This is a genomic window from Chryseobacterium sp. 14P4.3.2, assembly GCF_057799275.1.
The window spans coordinates 76063-94537 of record NZ_JBYOKO010000006.1 but is presented as its reverse complement, the minus strand read 5'-3'; the positions used below and the strand labels follow the sequence as shown (position 1 = coordinate 94537).

The 18475-nt window shown below is 36.1% G+C and carries 19 protein-coding genes; 14 read left to right on the top strand and 5 right to left on the bottom strand.

What is annotated here, in order from left to right:
* The first annotated feature begins 35 nt into the window (after positions 1-35).
* The 7 genes from AC27VX_RS11085 (at position 36) to AC27VX_RS11055 (ending at position 8406) form a co-directional block, all read left to right on the top strand.
* On the top strand, positions 36-2153 hold the full coding sequence (locus AC27VX_RS11085; RefSeq protein WP_300690296.1) for a TonB-dependent receptor: 2118 nt from the start codon (positions 36-38) through the stop codon (positions 2151-2153).
* A 177-nt stretch (positions 2154-2330) separates the two neighbouring features.
* Complete coding sequence (locus AC27VX_RS11080; protein ID WP_488695588.1) at positions 2331-3083, top strand: hypothetical protein; 753 nt, start codon at positions 2331-2333, stop codon at positions 3081-3083.
* Positions 3071-3613, top strand: coding sequence for an acyl-CoA thioesterase (locus AC27VX_RS11075; RefSeq protein ID WP_047492349.1), 543 nt, complete (start codon positions 3071-3073; stop codon positions 3611-3613). The genes AC27VX_RS11080 and AC27VX_RS11075 overlap by 13 nt, the downstream gene beginning before the upstream one ends.
* Positions 3614-3786: 173 nt before the next feature.
* Positions 3787-4716, top strand: coding sequence for a 2-hydroxyacid dehydrogenase (locus AC27VX_RS11070; RefSeq protein ID WP_236856418.1), 930 nt, complete (start codon positions 3787-3789; stop codon positions 4714-4716).
* 160 nt (positions 4717-4876) lie between these two features.
* Positions 4877-6139, top strand: coding sequence for a serine hydrolase domain-containing protein (locus AC27VX_RS11065; RefSeq protein ID WP_236856417.1), 1263 nt, complete (start codon positions 4877-4879; stop codon positions 6137-6139).
* A 25-nt stretch (positions 6140-6164) separates the two neighbouring features.
* Positions 6165-7943 carry an Ig-like domain-containing domain gene (locus tag AC27VX_RS11060; protein WP_488695585.1) on the top strand — a complete coding sequence of 593 codons (1779 nt, stop codon included), beginning with the start codon at positions 6165-6167 and terminating at the stop codon, positions 7941-7943.
* A gap of 4 nt (positions 7944-7947) precedes the next feature.
* Entirely contained in the window at positions 7948-8406 is a 459-nt protein-coding gene (locus AC27VX_RS11055; RefSeq protein WP_236856415.1) for a heme-binding domain-containing protein, read from the top strand.
* Positions 8407-8553: 147 nt separating this feature from the next.
* On the opposite strand, the gene AC27VX_RS11050 is transcribed toward AC27VX_RS11055, so the two are convergent.
* The 5 genes from AC27VX_RS11050 to AC27VX_RS11030 form a co-directional block, all read right to left on the bottom strand.
* On the bottom strand, positions 8554-9066 hold the full coding sequence (locus AC27VX_RS11050; protein WP_488695583.1) for an NUDIX hydrolase: 513 nt from the start codon (positions 9064-9066) through the stop codon (positions 8554-8556).
* A gap of 41 nt (positions 9067-9107) precedes the next feature.
* Positions 9108-10022, bottom strand: coding sequence for a site-specific tyrosine recombinase XerD (gene xerD / locus AC27VX_RS11045; protein WP_236856413.1), 915 nt, complete (start codon positions 10020-10022; stop codon positions 9108-9110).
* Between the two features lie 6 nt (positions 10023-10028).
* Complete coding sequence (locus tag AC27VX_RS11040) at positions 10029-10451, bottom strand: deoxycytidylate deaminase (RefSeq protein ID WP_236856412.1); 423 nt, start codon at positions 10449-10451, stop codon at positions 10029-10031.
* A gap of 51 nt (positions 10452-10502) precedes the next feature.
* The gene (locus AC27VX_RS11035) at positions 10503-11270 is read right to left on the bottom strand and encodes an enoyl-CoA hydratase-related protein (protein WP_300690308.1); all 768 of its coding nucleotides are present in this window, start codon (positions 11268-11270) and stop codon (positions 10503-10505) included.
* Positions 11271-11375: 105 nt separating this feature from the next.
* Positions 11376-12863, bottom strand: a complete 1488-nt coding sequence (locus AC27VX_RS11030) for a catalase (RefSeq protein ID WP_488695580.1) — start codon at positions 12861-12863, stop codon at positions 11376-11378.
* Positions 12864-12995: 132 nt separating this feature from the next.
* Here AC27VX_RS11030 and AC27VX_RS11025 point away from each other — a divergent pair, with 132 nt between their 5' ends.
* From AC27VX_RS11025 to AC27VX_RS10995, 7 genes are all read left to right on the top strand, one after another.
* Entirely contained in the window at positions 12996-13946 is a 951-nt protein-coding gene (locus AC27VX_RS11025; protein ID WP_236856409.1) for a LysR substrate-binding domain-containing protein, read from the top strand.
* Positions 13947-14177: 231 nt separating this feature from the next.
* Positions 14178-15458: a methionine adenosyltransferase gene (gene metK / locus AC27VX_RS11020; protein WP_236856408.1), complete on the top strand. Its 1281-nt coding sequence runs from the start codon at positions 14178-14180 to the stop codon at positions 15456-15458.
* An 82-nt stretch (positions 15459-15540) separates the two neighbouring features.
* Complete coding sequence (locus AC27VX_RS11015) at positions 15541-16032, top strand: hypothetical protein (protein WP_488695577.1); 492 nt, start codon at positions 15541-15543, stop codon at positions 16030-16032.
* A 191-nt stretch (positions 16033-16223) separates the two neighbouring features.
* Complete coding sequence (locus AC27VX_RS11010; RefSeq protein ID WP_236856406.1) at positions 16224-16814, top strand: RNA polymerase sigma factor; 591 nt, start codon at positions 16224-16226, stop codon at positions 16812-16814.
* A gap of 46 nt (positions 16815-16860) precedes the next feature.
* Positions 16861-16995, top strand: a complete 135-nt coding sequence (locus tag AC27VX_RS11005) for a hypothetical protein (RefSeq protein ID WP_262912492.1) — start codon at positions 16861-16863, stop codon at positions 16993-16995.
* 20 nt (positions 16996-17015) lie between these two features.
* A complete protein-coding gene (locus AC27VX_RS11000; RefSeq protein ID WP_488695574.1) occupies positions 17016-17711 on the top strand; it encodes a YjjG family noncanonical pyrimidine nucleotidase in 696 nt (231 codons plus the stop codon).
* A 287-nt stretch (positions 17712-17998) separates the two neighbouring features.
* Positions 17999-18448, top strand: a complete 450-nt coding sequence (locus tag AC27VX_RS10995; protein WP_300690316.1) for a PepSY-like domain-containing protein — start codon at positions 17999-18001, stop codon at positions 18446-18448.
* Positions 18449-18475 lie beyond the last annotated feature (27 nt).

Sequence of the window (18475 nt, the reverse complement as noted above, 5' to 3'; positions counted from 1 at the left end):
CCCCTTTTATTCATTAAATGTCAAAGATTTATAGAATGAAAGGATTATTTTTTTTAGGGCTTAGTGTAGGCTCTGTAGCCTTTATGCAGGCTCAAAATAAAGACTCTCTGAAAGTCAGAGAAATTGAAGCGGTCAGCTTTACCAAAAGACTTCCTGTTGCTAAGGAAATTATCAATGTTCAAAAAGATTTAGAAAGTAGAAATCTAGGACAGGATCTTCCTATTCTTTTGAAAAATCAAACTTCCATTATTTCGACTTCTGACGCTGGAAACGGAGTAGGATATACGGGGTTCAGAATTCGTGGAGTTTCGGGGTCGTCTATTAATGTTATGATGAATGGGGTTCCCTACAATGATTCGGAAAGTCAGGGAACGTTTTTTGTGAATGTTCCGGATTTAACGAGTTCAGCATCGCAGATTGTCATTCAGAGAGGAGTTGGAACTTCCAATAATGGGGTTTCTGCTTTTGGAGCAAGTGTGAATGTTATTTCAAAGGATCCCGAAGAAAAATTTTATTTCAAAACAGATGACAGCTATGGCTCTTTTAATACGTACAAATATGCTGCTGAAATAGGTTCCGGAAAGTTCTGGAAAAACCGTCTTTCAGTAATGGGAAGGTATACCAGGATTCACTCTGATGGCTATATAGATAGAGCATCCTCAGATTTGCATTCTTACAATTTTACAGCTTTATTCGAAGAAGGAAAAACAAAGCTTAGACTAATGGCTTTTGGTGGAAAAGAAAAAACGTATCAGGCGTGGGGTGGAGTAACCAAAGAAAGATGGGAAACTGACCCTAAGTTTAATGGTTCAGGCGTGATTTATGATGCCAACTGGGAAAATATTGTTGGCTTTTATGATAACGAAACCGATAATTACAGACAGAACCACTATCAGTTATTATGGGAACAGAAATTCAATGACCGATGGAATCTGGAGACCACTTTTCACTACACCAAAGGAAAAGGATATTATGAAAATTATAAGCAGGATAATGCTTTTTCAAGATATAATCTTCCCAATATTATTGAAAACGGACAAACCATTAAATCGTCAGATTTTATCAGAAAAAAATGGCTGAATAATGACTTCTACGGTGTCGTTTCAACGCTTTACGGGAAATTTGAAAACCTTGACATCAACGTTGGGGCAGTAGCCAATCAGTATTACGGCAGGCATTTCGGAAACGTTAGCGGCGTGTTCTATCCACAAATTGAAGAAAGCGAATATTACAGAAACCGCTCAGTGAAAAATGAAGTTTCAGGTTTTGCAAAAGCGTTATTTAGAGTGAATAACTTTGAGTTTTTCGGAGATTTGCAGCTTAGAAATATCACTTATAATACCAAAATCCTGATGGCTGGTGATAAAGAGGGTGCTAACCTGGATAAAAACTGGCTGTTTTTTAATCCGAAAGCGGGTGTGAATTACAGAATTGATGGTGGTAAAGTGTTCTTATCCTATGCACACGCCCACCGTGAGCCGAACAGAGAAGATATCATGGCCAATAATGACGTTAAGCCGGAGAAACTTCACGATTTTGAAGCCGGTTTGGAAAAACAGTTTGGAGTTGTATCTGTAACGGCCAATCTTTACTATATGTATTATGTAAATCAGTTGGTTTTAAATGGTAACCTTAGCAACGTTGGGGCATTCATCAGAACAAACTCAGGAAAGAGCTACAGAAGAGGAATTGAAATTGGTGCATTAGCAAAACTATCAAAAAAATGGGAAGTTACCGGGAATCTGACGTTAAGTCAGAACAGAAATCAGGACTTTAATATCCAAAACGGAACTGTACCTCAGAGTTTGGGAAATACACAGATTTCATTCTCTCCCAACGTGATTGCTAATCTGGGAGTGAGATTCAACCCAACCAAAAATTTCCAGTTTGCCCTGATGAACCAGTATGTTGATAAACAGTATCTGGATAATACAGAAGATAAAAACTTTCAGCTTAAAGATTATTTCCTGACCGATTTTAATGCTCAGTATCAATTTAAAATTGGCAACAACGATATTGCACTGAAATTATTAGTAAACAATCTATTCAACAGAAAATATGTGAATAATGGAGCAGTGGATGGTAGCCAGGCTTATTACTTTGCCCAGGCAGGAACCAATTTTATGTTTGGGATCAGCTGGAAAATTCAATAACATAGAGATGGCTGAAAAATGTAAATAAGCGGATTTATAAATTTGTCTTTTGACAGCATAAATAATAAGAGTATTTCATTTTTAGTGTAAAATAATTAAAAGGCTGCCTCGGCAGTCTTTTTTTATATCCGTTAAATATCTTCAAAAGTCATGAAAAAGTTATAAATTTGCGTCCAAATGAATATTTCAGCATACATTTTAGAATATTTAAAACAATTTGGAACTTCCACGGTTCCAGGCTTTGGGGTGTTTTCTCTGAAAAATTCTAAAGCAATTATCAATTCCGAAAACGGAAGCATCCTGCCTCCGGCCAGTCAGATTGAATTTACGATTGACTATGAAGTACAGACTGAAGATCTTACCGCTTTTATTGCTGCCCAAAAACAGATGTCTTTGGAAGCTTCCAGAAGTGATCTGAAAATTCAGACCGACTTTTGGAAGAAAAAACTGCAGTCAGAACAGGTTCTTGAAATTCAAAACCTTGGGACGGTTTTTATTGAAGAAGGCGTTACCCATTTCAAAGGAAAAAGAATAGAATCCGGACGTCCGGATTTTTATGGCCTGGAAGAGATCAGATTCTCGGATATCAATAACGGGGAAAAAGTAACAGCCTCAGTAAACCGTGAAAATGATTATAAATTCAAGAAAGTAATTCTTTGGGTATTCTTATTATTAATTCCTGTTTTGGGAATTTTATACCTTGCATTTACCCAGCAGGAACTTCTTTTTGGAAAAAAATCTTTTAATAAAGTTTCTGTCCAGACTTCTACCCATAGAATCGTAAAAGATACTGTTAAAATAATGGCGCATACACCGGAAGCGCCTGTTTCAGATTCACTGAAGGCAGATTCACTGGTAAAACCTGTCGGAAAAGGAACGAAAACTACTCCGGCTGCTCCAATCAACACTAAGACTAAATGGCAAAAATAAAAAAAGCGTCAGAATCTCTGACTATCATGACCAATATCGTTCTTCCGAACGAAACAAACTCTTTAAGAAATCTTTTCGGTGGTGAACTTTTAGCAAAAATGGACCGTTGCGCGTCTATTTCTGCTGCAAGACATTGCGAAAGAAGAGTGGTAACAGCTTCTGTAAATCACGTTTCCTTCAACCATCCAATTCCAGAAGGTGGAGTGGTGGTACTGGAATCTAAAGTTTCCAGAGCATTTTCTACTTCCATGGAAGTATATGTAGATGTATGGCTGGATGATCCAATCAACCAGAAAAAGATTCATACCAATGCTGGGATCTATACTTTCGTTGCGGTAGATGAATTCAACCGTCCTATTCCTATTCCGGAAATGGTACCGGAAACAGAAGAAGAAAAAGAAAGATTTGCTGCTGCATTCCGTAGAAAAGAACTTTCACTGATTCTTTCCGGAAGAATGAAACCATTGGAATCCGTAGAGCTGAAGAAATTATTTCAGGAGCCACAGGAGCCTAAGAAAGATAAAAAATAAAACAAATATTTTGTAAGAGAAAATGCTTTTAAACTTTGCTGAGTGCTGACACCTTTGCGAGCTTAAAAGCATTTGTCTTTTCCGGGTCTCGACAAAGCCTGTGTTACAATAAGATATTTAACGATCCGGAACAGCAATTTCCGGATGTATTAATTCCTAAATTTTATATCAAAATGAAAATTCTTCTTTTAGATAAAAACCATCCTCTCATTACAGAACAGCTTTTAGCCCAGAATTTTATTTTGGAAGAAGATTTTACATCTTCCTATGATGAGGTTTGCAGTAAAATTCAAAATTATGACGGAATCATTATCAGAAGCAGAATTCCGTTGGATAAAAATTTCCTTGAGAAAGGGAAAAATCTGAAGTTTATTGCTAGAGTAGGTGCTGGAATGGAAAATATTGATATCCCTGTTGCCGAAAAGCTGGGTATTCAGTTGATCAATTCTCCAGAAGGAAACCGAGATTCTGTTGCGGAACACGTGGTAGGAATGTTGTTAATTTTGATGAACAGACTTTTTATTGCTTCCCAGGAAGTGAAAAATGGTATCTGGAAGCGTGAAGAAAACAGGGGGGATGAGCTGCTGGGAAAGACCGTTGGTCTTATTGGCTATGGAAATATGGGAAAAGCTACGGCTAAAAGGCTTTCAGGGTTTGGGTGTAAAGTAGTCTTCCATGATCTTCTTCCCGATCTTTCTGATGAATTTGCAACTCAGGTCAGCTTAAAAGAACTGAAACAGTCTGCAGAGATCGTAAGTCTTCATATTCCTTTAACAGAAGAAAGCCATTATCTTATTGATGAAACATTCATTGCTGATATGAAAAATAACTTTTATTTTGTCAATACAGCAAGAGGTAAAAATGTAAAAACGAAAGCTTTAGTAGAAGCAATAAAGTCAGGGAAGGTAAAAGGAGCGTGCCTGGATGTATTGGAGTATGAAAAATCTTCTTTTGAAAATATAGAAACCGAAAATGAAGACCTGAGCTATTTGCTTGAATCTGAAAATGTAATTGTTACGCCTCATATTGCCGGATGGACTCATCAGAGCAAAGAAAAACTGGCTCAGTTTATTGTAGATAAGATCGTAGCCTCTTATTGCTAGACGATGAGCGGTAATAACACAAAAGGACAAAACTGTAAAAGAAGAATTTATTTTTCAATTTTGTCTTTTTGTCTATTTATGTTAAATAATTCATAATGTCGTTCTTATATTTACTATTTATTTTTGAGTTTTACTAAATTGCCAGTCATTTTTGAATCTCATGAAGACGCGTAATTTAGTACTTATTTTAACTGCCCTTTTATCCCTATTTTCTTGTAAAAAAAAATCTGAAGCTACAGAAGTTTCGGCTGAAAACACGACCAATCTTCCTAATTATGGAAATGTAGATCTGGGGAAAGTTTTTACCAAAGCTGATGGCCAGCTTTCAAATAAGCAGGCAACTATCAACTATATAGATCAGTATTACAAAAAAATCTGGGAGGCAGGAGATCTTAGCGGAGGAATTCTTGTTGCTAAAGGAGATGAAATTCTGTACGAAAATTATAGAGGATTCGGAAGAGAAGGAGATCAAATGCCGATTGATAAAAATACACCTTTGCATGTCGCTTCTGTGTCGAAAACATTAACGGCAATGGCAATGATGAAGCTGGTGGAGGCCGGAAAAATAAAATTGTCTGATCACCTCAGCCAGTATTTCCCGGGATTCCCTTATCCCAACGTTACTGTTCAGACTTTGCTGGATCAGAGAAGCGGACTTCCAAAATATGAATATTTCATTACAAAAATACAGCCCGGAGCGGAAGAACTTTCAAAAAAGTTTGTTACCAATCAGGATGTTCTGAATATGATCATTAAATATAAACCGGATCTTGCAAGAGATACAGATACAGGGTTTATGTATTGCAATACCAATTTTGCTTTATTGGCTTTACTGATTGAGAAAGTAACAAAAACTCCTTTTCCGCAGGCGATGAAAGAGATGATTTTCACACCGCTGAAAATGAATAATACCTATATCTTCCAGGAAAAAGATATTCCAACGGCTTCACAGTCTTTTTATTATGGTAGAAATAAACTATATCCGCTGGATAGACTGGATTTGATCTACGGAGACAAAAATGTATATACAACACCAAGAGATTTATATAATTTTTCGAAAGCGATGTTCTCAAAAAATTTCCTGAAGCCTGAGCTGATGCAGATGGTATTTACTCCATACAGTAACGAAAAGATGGGTATGAATAATTATGGACTTGGATTCAGAATGAAATTATTTGATAATGGTGAAAAACTGACTTACCATAATGGATGGTGGCATGGGACAAACTCTGTTTTTGCGCACCTTCTGAAGTCTAAAGTAACTATTGTAGCGATTGGAAATAAATATTCAAACAGAGTATATACAGCACTCGCATTATCAGGATTATTTGAAAATTTCCCTTTACAGAAAGATAAACTCCATACTGTAATGAATGATAATAAAGATAGTTTGAATTCCGGACAGGAAGTTTTTGGAGAATAATGTTTACTTTTGCTTAAACATTTTCATGAAAAGGTTTCTTTTATTATTCGTTATCTGTTTTCTTGTACATTCCTGTGCAAGAGTGGGATCACCTGTAGGTGGACCAAGGGATACTTTAGCACCAAAGTTTTTAAGCTCAAACATTGATACTACAAGAATCAATGTAAAAAGAGATATTCACGAGCTCCGTCTGGATTTTGATGAATATATAACCCTGAAGGATATCAGTAAGAACCTGATTATCTCTCCACCCATTAAAAATATCAAGAGAATTCTTCCATCTAATATTGCGAATAGATTTGTTCTTATTCAATGGACAGATACTCTTCAGGCCAATACGACCTATAATTTTAATTTTGGAAATTCCATCGTAGATAATAATGAAGCAAACATACTTCGTTATTTTAATTTTGCTTTTTCTACCGGTGATAAGCTGGATGACCTCTATGTAAGCGGTGAAGTAAAAGATGCTATGGAGATCAAAAAGAAAACCGGAAACAATGAAAATAAACTGGTTGTAGGATTGTATCAGTTGAAGGATACAATGAATTACAAACAGAAACCTTATTATATCACTAAAGTTGACGATGACGGATATTACGAACTGAATTACCTGTCTCCTGGCAAATATAAAATTATTGCCTTTGATGATGAGAACGGAAATTCTATCTATGATGCCGGAAAAGAAAAAATTGGATTCCAAAAAGAACCCTTGGACATCGATAAATCAATTTCAGGGCTGAATTTAAAGGTTTATCCTTCTAAAAAGCCTGTGAAGTATTCAGAAATGAAAGAAGTTTCGGGTGGAGTTCTGATGATGTTTGAAGGGCATCCTGAAGACGTGAAAGTTCAGTCATTGAATGAAAAACTGAAAGATGTAAAAATCACCCATACTCCTAAGTCAGACTCTGTAAGAATCTGGTTTGATGCTGTGAAAAGTGATGTTGGGCAGACGGTGAATGAAAAGCTTTTGTTCAGTCATGATAAAGGACCGAAAAAAGACAGTGCCTATACTGTTTCACTATTTTACAAGTACAATAAGAAAAATACTATGGATATCTTTAGTGATAATGATGGCAGTACTTTGGCTCCGAAAGCAGATTTTAAAATTTTATCAAACTATATTGTCGATAAAATTGATCCATCAAAATGGACATTGAATATTAAAGGTGATAGTTTAACAACTTTACCATTTAATGCTAAAATTTCAGCAACTAATCCTTATCAGATTTTAATTCAGTCAGATTTTATAAGTGGGAAAGACTATCAGCTTACAGTTCCTAAAGAAACGGTATCTTCTTTCTATGCTAAAAATGTTCAGTCAAAACGTTTTGATTTTGGTATTGGTAAGGTAGAACAATATGGAAGCCTTGAATTCACTCTGACGAATGCTCCTGCCTTTAATTACTGGATTCAGCTGTTGGATTCTTCGGATAAAGTAGTGCATCAAAAATATACAAAAGGGGATAAGGTGAAATTTGATCTTCTGAAACCGGAAGAGTATTTTGTACGGATATTGGTAGACAATAACGGGAATAAATATTGGGACGAAGCAGATTTTACCAATCAAGTTTTTGCTGAAGATGCCTATATTTTCTATAAAAAAGCGTTGGTAAGAGCATTATGGGAAACCCGAGAAGATTGGGATCTGAATGATAAAAGAACACTTGAGAATCCAAAAGGAACGGTTTCTCCTGTAGTACCAGCAGTACCAGCCGCTGACTCTAAAGAAGTGGGGACAGTAAAACAACAGGCTAAAAAAGAGATAAAATCCACTAATGCAATCCTAACTCCTGTGAAATAGGCTTATGAAGACGGCGAAAAAAATAATATTCTGGACTTTTGTAGCTTTCGCTCTGATCCAGTTTGTACCTATTGACAGAGTTAATAAACCTGTTGATGCTTCTGTGAATTTTGTTGATTCCAGGAAGTCTCCGGAAAAGGTCGCAACATTGCTTAAAAATGCTTGTTATGACTGCCATTCCAATGAAACGGTATATCCTAAGTATGCCTTTATAGCACCGGTTTCATGGTCTGTAAAGAGCCATGTTAATGAGGGGCGCGAGCATCTTAACTTTTCCATCTGGGGAACCTATAATAAGGAATTAAAAGAGAATATACTCGACAGGTCTGTTGAGGCCCTTAAACATAAGACAATGCCATTACCCGGCTATATTGTTTATCATGACGAGGCTAAGCTTAACGATGCAGAAAGAACACTCCTTATTCAATATTTTGAGGAAATGCTGAAGACTAAAACGTATTAAGATTAAAATCAGACTTTCCCGCAAGTGTCACCAATTACATACATCTATTCTATAAGACATCTGTGAAATTTGTTGGAAAACTATTTTTCTGATCATAAAAAAACTCCCGCAGTATCTTCAGATCTGCGGGAGTTTGTATTACAAAAATTATTTTTTTAAATAGCTTTCAAAAAACCTTTTCTGAGAATCAAAAGCAATATTTTCGAGGTCAAGTTCCTGTAAAGGAATCCATACCGCCTCTGAAATCTCTGAAAGTTCAAGATTAACCTCAAACTTCTCCGAAACATTATATTCATAAAAGAGATCAATCGTATTATAATCAATTTCTTTATATTGATAGATGTTGGGAAGACTGGTAAGGTATTTCAGGTTTGAAATATTGATATCAAGCTGAAGCTCTTCAAAAAGCTCTCTTTTGCAGGTTTCTTCCGCACTTTCTTTAGGGTCAACAAATCCTCCGGCAAGGTCCAGTTTTCCCTTTTTAGGGTCTCTGTTTCTTCTTGTAAGATAAATTTCATCACCACATCTGATGACAACTGCCACAGCACCTGCCACATTATTGTACAATGTAAAACCACATTCAGGGCAGCTCCATTTTTTTTCGCCATCCCAATGTAAAGACTCTTTGCCGCAGTTTGGGCAATATTTCAATAATTTCATCCGGTTATCATTATTTTCAACAGCTCAGATAGAACTTTTGTTTATTGAGCAATATTAATATTTCTCGGGTGATAACTCAAAATAACATCCCGTAATTCTTCTGTTTTAAGGTGCGTATAGATTTCTGTAGTGGTAATGCTGGAATGTCCCAGCATTTCCTGAATATAACGGAGATCCGCTCCATTCTGCAGTAAATGCGTAGCAAAAGAATGTCTGAATGTGTGGGGAGATATCTTTTTGTTAACCCCCGCTTTATCTGTAAGTTCTTTAATAATAAGAAATACAATCACTCTGGACATGGATGTCCCACGGCTGTTTAAAAACAGAGTGTCTTCATATTTTTTATTGATTTTCCCTTTAGAGCGTACCTCCTTGATATAGCTTTCCAGCAGCTCTGCTGTATAGTCAGCTAAAGGAACAAAACGGGTTTTGTTTCCTTTTCCATTCACCTTGATGTATTGCTCCCTGAAGTTGATATTGGATATCTTAAGGTCGATCAGTTCAGACACACGGAGTCCGCAACCATAAAGTACCTCAATGATACATTGGTTTCTTTTTCCGAGATCTGTATTGACCTCAATGGCAGCAATAATCTTGTTGATATCAGGAAGGCTTAGAGTATCAGGTAAGTAAAGTCCCAGTTTAGGGCCTTCCAGTAGTGCTGCAGGGTTGTCTTCACGATATTCGTCTTCAAGCAGAAATTTGAAAAAGGCTTTGATGGAAGATATCCATCTTGCCTGTGATCTTTCGCTGAATTTCTGTTTAGAAAGATTGAAAATGTATTCCTGCAGGTTTTCGTAGCCGATAGCGTCTGGACCGACGTTCTCCAGATCTTCTTCTACGTAATCTTTTAATTTCTTAATGTCTCGAACATAAGCGTCGAGCGTGTTTTCTGAAAAATTCCTTTCGAAACGAAGAAATATTTCAAAATCTTTGATCTTTTCATCCCAAGTCATTTGTGCTTAATTTTTTAGTTCACAGTCCGATATTTGTTCTATTTCAATATTATGGTTTCTCAGGAACGATATCCCATCATCGTCCGAATACTCATTGATATACACCAGCCTTGCAATACCTGCCTGCAGGATTAGCTTACTGCATTCCTTGCATGGCGACAGCGTCAGATATAACGTTGCGCCTTTTGCAGATTGTGTAGAAGCAGCCAGCTTTAATATAGCGTTGGCTTCTGCATGCAGTACATACCAGTGCGTCTTTCCCTCTCCATCTTCACAACAGTTTTCGAATCCCGAAGGAGTTCCGTTGTAACCATCTGAAATAATCATCCTATCTTTTACGATAAGAGCTCCTACCTGTTTTCTCTTACAGTAGGAGAGTTTTGCCCATTCCTGGGCCATTTTTAGATAAGCTTTGTCAAACTTATTCATACCGCAGCATTGATTTTTCGAAATAATTTGGATTAAAGTCTTCTTGAAAGATTAGAAGTTGGGCTTTCTTTTCTCGAGGAAAGCAGTCACTCCTTCTTTCTTATCTGCCATTTCAAAAAGCTCCCCGAAATACTTGATTTCAGTTTCAAAACCTTTATCCGTGTCAGATAGATTTACGGCATTAATAGCCTTGGATATTGCCATTGGTGAATTGTAGGCAATAGTGTTCGCTAATTCTTTCGTTTTTGTTAATAATTCTTCAATAGGGTATACTTCATTTACCAATCCGATTTCCTTTGCTTTTTGGGCAAGGATCATTTTGGCAGAGAAGATCATTTCGTTGGCAATACCTTTTCCGACAAGCTTTGGAAGCCTTTGAGTACCTCCGTATCCTGGGATTAATCCCAAAGTTACTTCCGGAAGCCCTAATCTGGCGTTCTCTGATGCATATCTGATGTGGCATGCCATGGCAAGCTCTAAACCTCCTCCTAGTGCAAAACCGTTTACGGCAGCAATAACAGGTTTAGACATATTTTCAATTTTGTTAAATAACGTATTTTGTCCGTTTCTTGCAAGTTCTTCAGCTTTCTCCTGTCCGAAGTCACTGAATTCCTTGATGTCTGCTCCAGCTACAAAAGATTTTTCTCCACTTCCTGTAAGGATAATTACTCTACAGGAGTTGTCAGAATTAAGTTCATCTAATGCAGTACTGATTTCCTGAATTGTTTTAGCATTTAAGGCATTTAAACTTTCAGGTCTGTTTATGGTAATGATAGATAATTTATCTTCTTTATTCAATAATATGTTTTCGTAACTCATTTTTCCACTTTAAAATATCATCCTTTGCAAATTATGAATTTTTTACAAAAAAAAGGAAAAAATATTATTTTTTTTTCCTTTTTTTTAATTTATCATTCAATATGATTATTTGGAATGATTCATCATATTTGCATCAATATTAACGTTTAGTTGTGAAGCCACTTTCATGCCAAGCTCAATGTTAGCGCGGAAAAAATGACATAACTGACGATTAATAATCTCATCTTTTTTAGGCCCTGTGATGCTTTTCATACTTCCAACGATATTGTGAATCAAATGTTCTCTGTCATCAGCATTCATTGCTTTTGAATAAAGTAGACCCGGCTGGGTATAATGATCTCCGTCATTATCATTTCTGTTGTAGTTGGCTACGTGAACGCTATCTAACTCATATTCATAGTTTTTATAAGATGAGTCTGCTTTGATATCGTCAAAACTGTTTGGATGGTAATTCGGCTTATCCTGATATTGGCTGGAATCTGCCATATATCCGTCTCTCTGATAATTATTAACCGCAAACGGGCATCTGTTCACTTCCAGCTGGTGAGCATTTACTCCAACTCTGTATCGGTGGGCATCAGGATAAGAGAATAATCTCCCCTGAAGCATTTTGTCCGGAGAGAAACTGATTCCATTAATTAGGCTGCTTGGAGAGAACGTAGATTGTTCAACGTGTGCAAAATAGTTAACGGGAACTTCATTAAGCTCCATTTCTCCCACTTCAATCAATGGGAAATCATCATGAAACCACACTTTTGTTACATCAAAAGGATTCCATCTGAAATCTTTTGCCTGCTCTTCGGTCATTACCTGGATGTATAAGGTCCATTTCGGGAAATCCCCGTTTTCAATAGCGTTGCAAAGGTCTTCCTGTGCAAAGTCAGGATTTTCTCCTGCCATTTTTACAGCTTCTTCATCTGTAAAGTTTTTAACTCCCTGTTTTGTTTTGAAATGGAATTTCACCCATACTCTCTCATTCTGGTCATTGATCATAGAGAAGGTGTGAGAGCCAAAGCCATGCATATGCCTGAAGCCATAAGGTGTTCCTCTGTCTGACATTAGTATAAGGACCTGGTGAAGAGATTCAGGATTTAAACTCCAGAAATCCCACATCATTGCGGCACTTTTCAGATTGGTTTTTGGAACTCTTTTCTGGGTATGAATAAAATCGGGAAATTTTTTAGCATCTTTAATGAAAAAAACTGGTGTATTGTTTCCTACCAGATCCCAGTTTCCGTCTTCAGTATAAAATTTTAAAGCAAAACCTCTTGGGTCTCTTGCGGTGTCAGCACTTCCTTTTTCTCCTCCTACGGTAGAAAATCTGGCAAACATTCTGCATGAATTTCCCACCTTCGAAAACAGTTTCGCTTTCGTGTATTTGCTGATGTCATGGGTTACGGTAAAAGTTCCGTAAGCTCCGCTTCCTTTGGCATGTACAATTCTTTCAGGAATTCTTTCCCTAACGAAATGTGCAAGATTTTCCTGAAGAACAAAGTCCTGCAGTAATACGGGGCCTCTTGGCCCTACAGTCTGAGAATCCTGATGCTCAAAATAAGGGGCGCCATTACTTAACGTTAATTTTTTAGAATCCATATCATTGATGATTTGTATAATTGTTTTCTTTTTCTAAATCCAAGTGTAAAGGTAGTGAATATCAAATTTACTTGAATTTTTAATTGGTAATAGCAAAAACGTTATATCTTTGTAATAGATAATATTAATCAAATGAACATTCAGCAACTGGAGTATCTTATCGCTGTTGATAAGTATAAACATTTTGGTAAAGCAGCTCAGGCTTGCTTTATTACTCAGCCTACGTTAAGTGCCATGATACAGAAATTTGAGGATGAACTGGATGTGAAAGTTTTCGACAGAACTACACACCCTATTCGTACTACAGATGTAGGACTTCAGATCATTGATCAGGCTAAGGTTATCATAGAGTCTGTCAATGAGTTGAAAAACAAAGCCAATCTTTTGAATAATATTTTGGGTGGAACACTCAACCTGGGGATCATTCCTACGGTTTCTTCTTTTATCCTGCCTACGGAAATCTTTAAGTTCCTTGAAGAAAATCCAAAGATTCAGATGAATGTAAAGGAAATGACAACCGATAATATCATTAAAGCTTTAAAAGCCGGGGAACTGGACGCGGGCATTATCTCCACACCTTATGATACCGCTAATGAATTTTATCAGGATTTCCTATTCAATGAAGAGCTGATGATTTACAGCTCCAATACTGAAGCTAATAAAAAGAATGCCTACATTATTCCTGAAGAACTGAATGTTGAAAAGGTATGGCTGCTTGAAGAAGGTAACTGTCTTAGAAATCAGTTTGAAAACATCTGCCACCTGAAAGAAAACACACTGAAACCTAAGAACTTAGATTTCCTTGCGTCCAATATTCAGACGTTGGTACATATGGTAGATAAAGTAGGAGGAATCAGTATTCTGCCTGAGCTAGCATTAAGCCAGCTTTCTGAAGAGCAAAAGAAAAATGTTTTCAGATTCAAAAAGCCGTTCCCTTACAGAGAGATCAGTATCATCTACTATAAGCCGACTTTCAAACAAAAAATTATTGATGAATTGTCACATTCTATCAAAAATTCTTTAGAACTTAAATTGAACTATCACATCAGCCCAAAAGAATTTGTGAGTATAAAGCCACAATAGTACAAAGGCTCTAAAGTGATATAAATCATTAATTTAAATAAAGTTATAATTAATAAACAAAAATTTTGAGTATTACAAAAATAGTGCTTAAATTTGCTGACGTTTATTACGAGGAAATTTGACCTGATTGCAACCTCTATAAAAAAATGCTAAAACAGTATTCTTTTTGGGGCAATTGTTATTCATATTTTTCTTCGACATTAATTTTTAATCTAAACAAAGAATAATAATATGTCTTATTTATTTACATCTGAATCCGTTTCAGAAGGACATCCTGATAAAATTGCCGATCAGATTTCCGACGCACTAATCGACCATTTTTTAGCATACGATAAAGATTCAAAAGTTGCATGTGAGACTCTTGTAACTACAGGACAGGTTGTATTGGCAGGAGAAGTAAAATCTGATGCTTATCTTGATGTACAGACAATTGCCAGAGAAGTAATCAATGGAATAGGGTATACCAAAGGAGAATATATGTTCAATGGAGACTCGTGTGGAGTTATCTCTGCAATCCATGAGCAATCTCCTGATATCAACCAGGGAGTTGACAGAGCTGTGAATGATGAGTCTTTTGAAGCAAAAGCGAACGCACAGGGAGCTGGAGACCAGGGGATGATGTTTGGGTATGCTACCAATGAAACGGCTAACTATATGCCGCTTGCTTTAGATCTTGCGCATACAATCCTTAAAGAACTTTCTGCAATCAGAAGAGAAAATAAAGAGATCACTTACCTTCGTCCAGATGCAAAAAGCCAGGTGACTATTGAATATTCTGATGATCACAAACCAATCAGAATAGATTCTATCGTAGTTTCTACTCAGCACGATGATTTTGGAGCAGAAGAAGAGATGTTGAATAAAATCCGCGAGGATATCAAAAACATTCTGGTTCCTAGAGTTGTTGCTCTGCAGACTGAAGAGATCAAAGCTTTATTCAATGATCAGATCAAGTATCACATTAATCCTACAGGTAAATTCGTAATCGGAGGTCCTCACGGAGATACCGGTCTTACAGGTAGAAAAATCATCGTAGATACTTATGGTGGCAAAGGGGCTCACGGTGGAGGTGCTTTCTCAGGAAAAGACCCTTCAAAAGTAGACAGAAGTGCTGCATATGCTACAAGACACATTGCTAAAAACTTAGTGGCTGCCGGAGTTGCTGATGAAGTATTGGTACAGGTTTCTTACGCAATTGGTGTTGCTGAACCTTGTGGGTTATACATCAATACTTATGGAACTGCAAAAGTAGACCTTCACGATGGTGAAATCGCGAAAAAAGTGTCTGCAATCTTTGATTTGAGACCTTATGCTATAGAGCAGAACTTAAAATTGAGAAATCCTATTTATCAGGAAACAGCTTCTTACGGACATATGGGTAAAGAGCATTATGTAGCTGATAAAACCTTCAATAAAGGGCATAAAAAAGAATTGACACTGAAAGGTCTTGAATTCTTTACTTGGGAGAAATTAGACAAAGTAGAGGAAATTAAAGCTGCTTTTGGAATTTAATTTTTTCTTTTAATAATAAATAGACTGCTTTATCTTTGGATAAGGCAGTTTTTTTTAATTTTACACCTTAATAATTTGAAAGATGATGAATTTTAGAACAGCAGTTACAATCCTTTTCGTATTTGTCCTGTCTACAGTGGCAAAAGCCCAGTATACAATGCATAAAATGATTACAGTGGGGTATACCTATCAGAATCAGAATTTTGGGGAAGTAGGGGGTAAACTGCTCTTTCTTAAAAATGACGATGTGATTTACAGACTCGGAGCATCCGCTCTGATGGGAGCTACGGACTCAAAATTTGCAATAATGCCAAAATTACAGGCAGATGTTCTGCTTAATTTTCAAAGAAACGTAGATTTCTATCATTCCTATTATTTTATAGCTGGGGCAGAAGGAACCAATAAATATATTGCCCCGAAAATTGGGGTGACTCTATTTGGAATGCTGGACCTTACAGGAGGGTATGCTTTTCCGATAGGAGATACCCGATTGAATGGGAAAGAAATGAAAGGACTGAATATTAATTTTACATTAAATATCCCTACTGTGTTCATTCATGACATGTTTAAATGATTTTTTTTAAATTTTTATTGTGAAAATTTAATAATAGGTTAACAGTTATTAAAAAATTATTATATTTACATCATAATAATTGTACCGCCTATAGAAGAGACTCTACTCTACAACTGTTTTGTTTATACAGCAAAGACCAGATAGAATATCTGGAGGAATGACTGTCTACAAATGTTATATTGAGAAGAGTTATGAAATCAAAATCGGATAGTTTACTAATTTCCCTTTACCAAAAAGGAGACGAAGGGGCCTTATCAACCCTTATTCACCGACACCAGAGAGAGCTGTTTACATTCATTTTTTACAAAATTAATGATGAAGATTTAGCCAACGATATTTTTCAGGATACATTCATGAAGATTATTGTCATGCTCAAAGAAGGACGCTATAACGAGGAAGGTAAATTTATTCTTTGGGCGAAAAGAATTTCCTACAACCTAATCATCGACTATTTCAGATCAAAAGCGAAAAATATCAAAGTTTCACAAACTACTTTTGAAACGGATGAATATTCTATCTTTGATTTAATCAGAGAGCCTTCAGAAAATATTGAAGATCAGCTTGTCACCAATCAGATTCAGGAAGACCTTTTGAGAATGCTGCAATTTTTACCGGCAAATCAACAAGAGGTGATTAAACTGAGGTTTTTTGACGGTCTAAGCTTCAAAGAGATTGCTGATCATACAGATATGAGTATTAATACCACACTGGGTAGAGTGCGATATGCTTTGATTAACCTGAGAAAAATCATGGAAGAAAATAACATAATATTAACCAGATAGATAATATTTCGTAAAATTTCACGTTTTAAGGAAAACATACCCGCCTATGAAAAAAAATGATTCCTTAAAAGTGAAAACTTTGAAACCTAAGAAACAAACCATTGATTTTTTGCTCAATTTTTCTAAAAGTATTGAAATTGTGAAAAGCAAGAGCAAAAATTATCCTATTTTAAAAAATTAAAATGATTAACTTTGTGCTGTATGAAAATGCAGCACGTTTATTTTGATCTCGATAATACACTTTGGGATCACCGCAGAAATGCCTATCTTACCATTAAGGACCTTTTCGAAAAACAGGAAATCACTTCGAAGTATAATATTGACTTTGAAGAGTTTCATTCTGTGTACCATGACATCAATGAAGATCTCTGGGAAAAGATTAGGGATGGTATTATCGGTAAAGAATATTTAAGAGAACACCGTTTCTATGATTCCTTCAAACATTTTGGAGTGGATAACAAAGAACTGTCTCTTTATTTTGAAGAAAACTTTCTGGATAATATTGTGGCTTATAATGAATTGGTGGAAGGAGCAGAAGATGTTCTTGAATATTTAAAAGCCAAAAATTATACGCTTCATATTATTTCTAACGGATTTCAGGAAGTTACGGAGAGAAAATGTACTCTATCCGGAATTGCTCCTTACTTTAAAACCATTACCAGTGCAGATGCGATAGGAGTAAGAAAACCCAATCCTAAAATTTTTGAATACTCTCTGGGGCTTTCTGAAGCGAAAAAAGAAGAGAGCATCCTGATTGGGGACGACTGGATAGCGGATGCAATGGGAGCAACAGCTTTCGGAATGGATGCCATCTTCTTTGATGTTTATAAAGAAGACAAACAAAAAGAAGGGATAAAAGCAATTACCCATCTTCAACAGATCAAAGAATACTTATAACATTCCGGACTGTAAAGTCTGAAAATAAAAATTATTTAAACCATTAAGGTTATTGAAGCTTTTAAGGGAGTTAAGATTAAGTGTTATTGCCAGCCTATGGTAAAGTAATTTCAAACATAATCAGTCTTGCTTTTCTTAAAACCTTAATTTATCTTAATGGTTTAATTGTATTTACTATTTTTCCTGTGGTTCTTATCCACTTTTTTTTACTAATAAAATTTTTCCTAATTCTTTCCTAAATTGATTCTGACCTTTGCTTCATAATAATAACAGAAAAACTTAATGTTATGAAAAATGCAAAGAAAATCACTGGAATACTTATTGTCATGTTTTTATGTATTGGCGGCTTGATCTTCGGACAAGACAGAGTGATCTCTGCGAATCAGCTACCTAAAACATCCAAAACGTTTCTTACTACTCATTTTAAAGGCGTACCTGTAAGTTCAGCTATTGAAGACAGAGCGATCTATGGAGTAGATGAATATAAAGTCTACCTGAGAAATGGAATGAAAATAGAATTTGACAGTCAGGGTAACTGGAAAGAAGTTGATGGTAAACATCAGAAGCTACCTTATAGTTTTATTCCGGCCTCCATCAGGAACTACAGTACCCGAAACTTCCCAAATACTTATATCATCAAGATAGAGAAGAAGAGATGGTCTTACAAAGCCGAACTGTCCAACGGGCTGGAGCTTGAGTTTGACAGAAACGGAAACTTTAAAAAAATTGACGACTAATTCATCATTACACATTAACACAAAATT

Excerpts from the sequence above, each read along its gene's own strand:
- AC27VX_RS11085 (WP_300690296.1), top strand. The coding sequence starts at position 36 with ATGAAAGGATTATTTTTTTTAGGGCTTAGTGTAGGCTCTGTAGCCTTT.
- AC27VX_RS11080 (WP_488695588.1), top strand. The coding sequence starts at position 2,331 with ATGAATATTTCAGCATACATTTTAGAATATTTAAAACAATTTGGAACT.
- AC27VX_RS11075 (WP_047492349.1), top strand. The coding sequence starts at position 3,071 with ATGGCAAAAATAAAAAAAGCGTCAGAATCTCTGACTATCATGACCAAT.
- AC27VX_RS11070 (WP_236856418.1), top strand. The coding sequence starts at position 3,787 with ATGAAAATTCTTCTTTTAGATAAAAACCATCCTCTCATTACAGAACAG.
- AC27VX_RS11065 (WP_236856417.1), top strand. The coding sequence starts at position 4,877 with ATGAAGACGCGTAATTTAGTACTTATTTTAACTGCCCTTTTATCCCTA.
- AC27VX_RS11060 (WP_488695585.1), top strand. The coding sequence starts at position 6,165 with ATGAAAAGGTTTCTTTTATTATTCGTTATCTGTTTTCTTGTACATTCC.
- AC27VX_RS11055 (WP_236856415.1), top strand. The coding sequence starts at position 7,948 with ATGAAGACGGCGAAAAAAATAATATTCTGGACTTTTGTAGCTTTCGCT.
- AC27VX_RS11050 (WP_488695583.1), bottom strand. The coding sequence starts at position 9,066 with ATGAAATTATTGAAATATTGCCCAAACTGCGGCAAAGAGTCTTTACAT.
- xerD (WP_236856413.1), bottom strand. The coding sequence starts at position 10,022 with ATGACTTGGGATGAAAAGATCAAAGATTTTGAAATATTTCTTCGTTTC.
- AC27VX_RS11040 (WP_236856412.1), bottom strand. The coding sequence starts at position 10,451 with ATGAATAAGTTTGACAAAGCTTATCTAAAAATGGCCCAGGAATGGGCA.
- AC27VX_RS11035 (WP_300690308.1), bottom strand. The coding sequence starts at position 11,270 with ATGAGTTACGAAAACATATTATTGAATAAAGAAGATAAATTATCTATC.
- AC27VX_RS11030 (WP_488695580.1), bottom strand. The coding sequence starts at position 12,863 with ATGGATTCTAAAAAATTAACGTTAAGTAATGGCGCCCCTTATTTTGAG.
- AC27VX_RS11025 (WP_236856409.1), top strand. The coding sequence starts at position 12,996 with ATGAACATTCAGCAACTGGAGTATCTTATCGCTGTTGATAAGTATAAA.
- metK (WP_236856408.1), top strand. The coding sequence starts at position 14,178 with ATGTCTTATTTATTTACATCTGAATCCGTTTCAGAAGGACATCCTGAT.
- AC27VX_RS11015 (WP_488695577.1), top strand. The coding sequence starts at position 15,541 with ATGATGAATTTTAGAACAGCAGTTACAATCCTTTTCGTATTTGTCCTG.
- AC27VX_RS11010 (WP_236856406.1), top strand. The coding sequence starts at position 16,224 with ATGAAATCAAAATCGGATAGTTTACTAATTTCCCTTTACCAAAAAGGA.
- AC27VX_RS11005 (WP_262912492.1), top strand. The coding sequence starts at position 16,861 with ATGAAAAAAAATGATTCCTTAAAAGTGAAAACTTTGAAACCTAAGAAA.
- AC27VX_RS11000 (WP_488695574.1), top strand. The coding sequence starts at position 17,016 with ATGAAAATGCAGCACGTTTATTTTGATCTCGATAATACACTTTGGGAT.
- AC27VX_RS10995 (WP_300690316.1), top strand. The coding sequence starts at position 17,999 with ATGAAAAATGCAAAGAAAATCACTGGAATACTTATTGTCATGTTTTTA.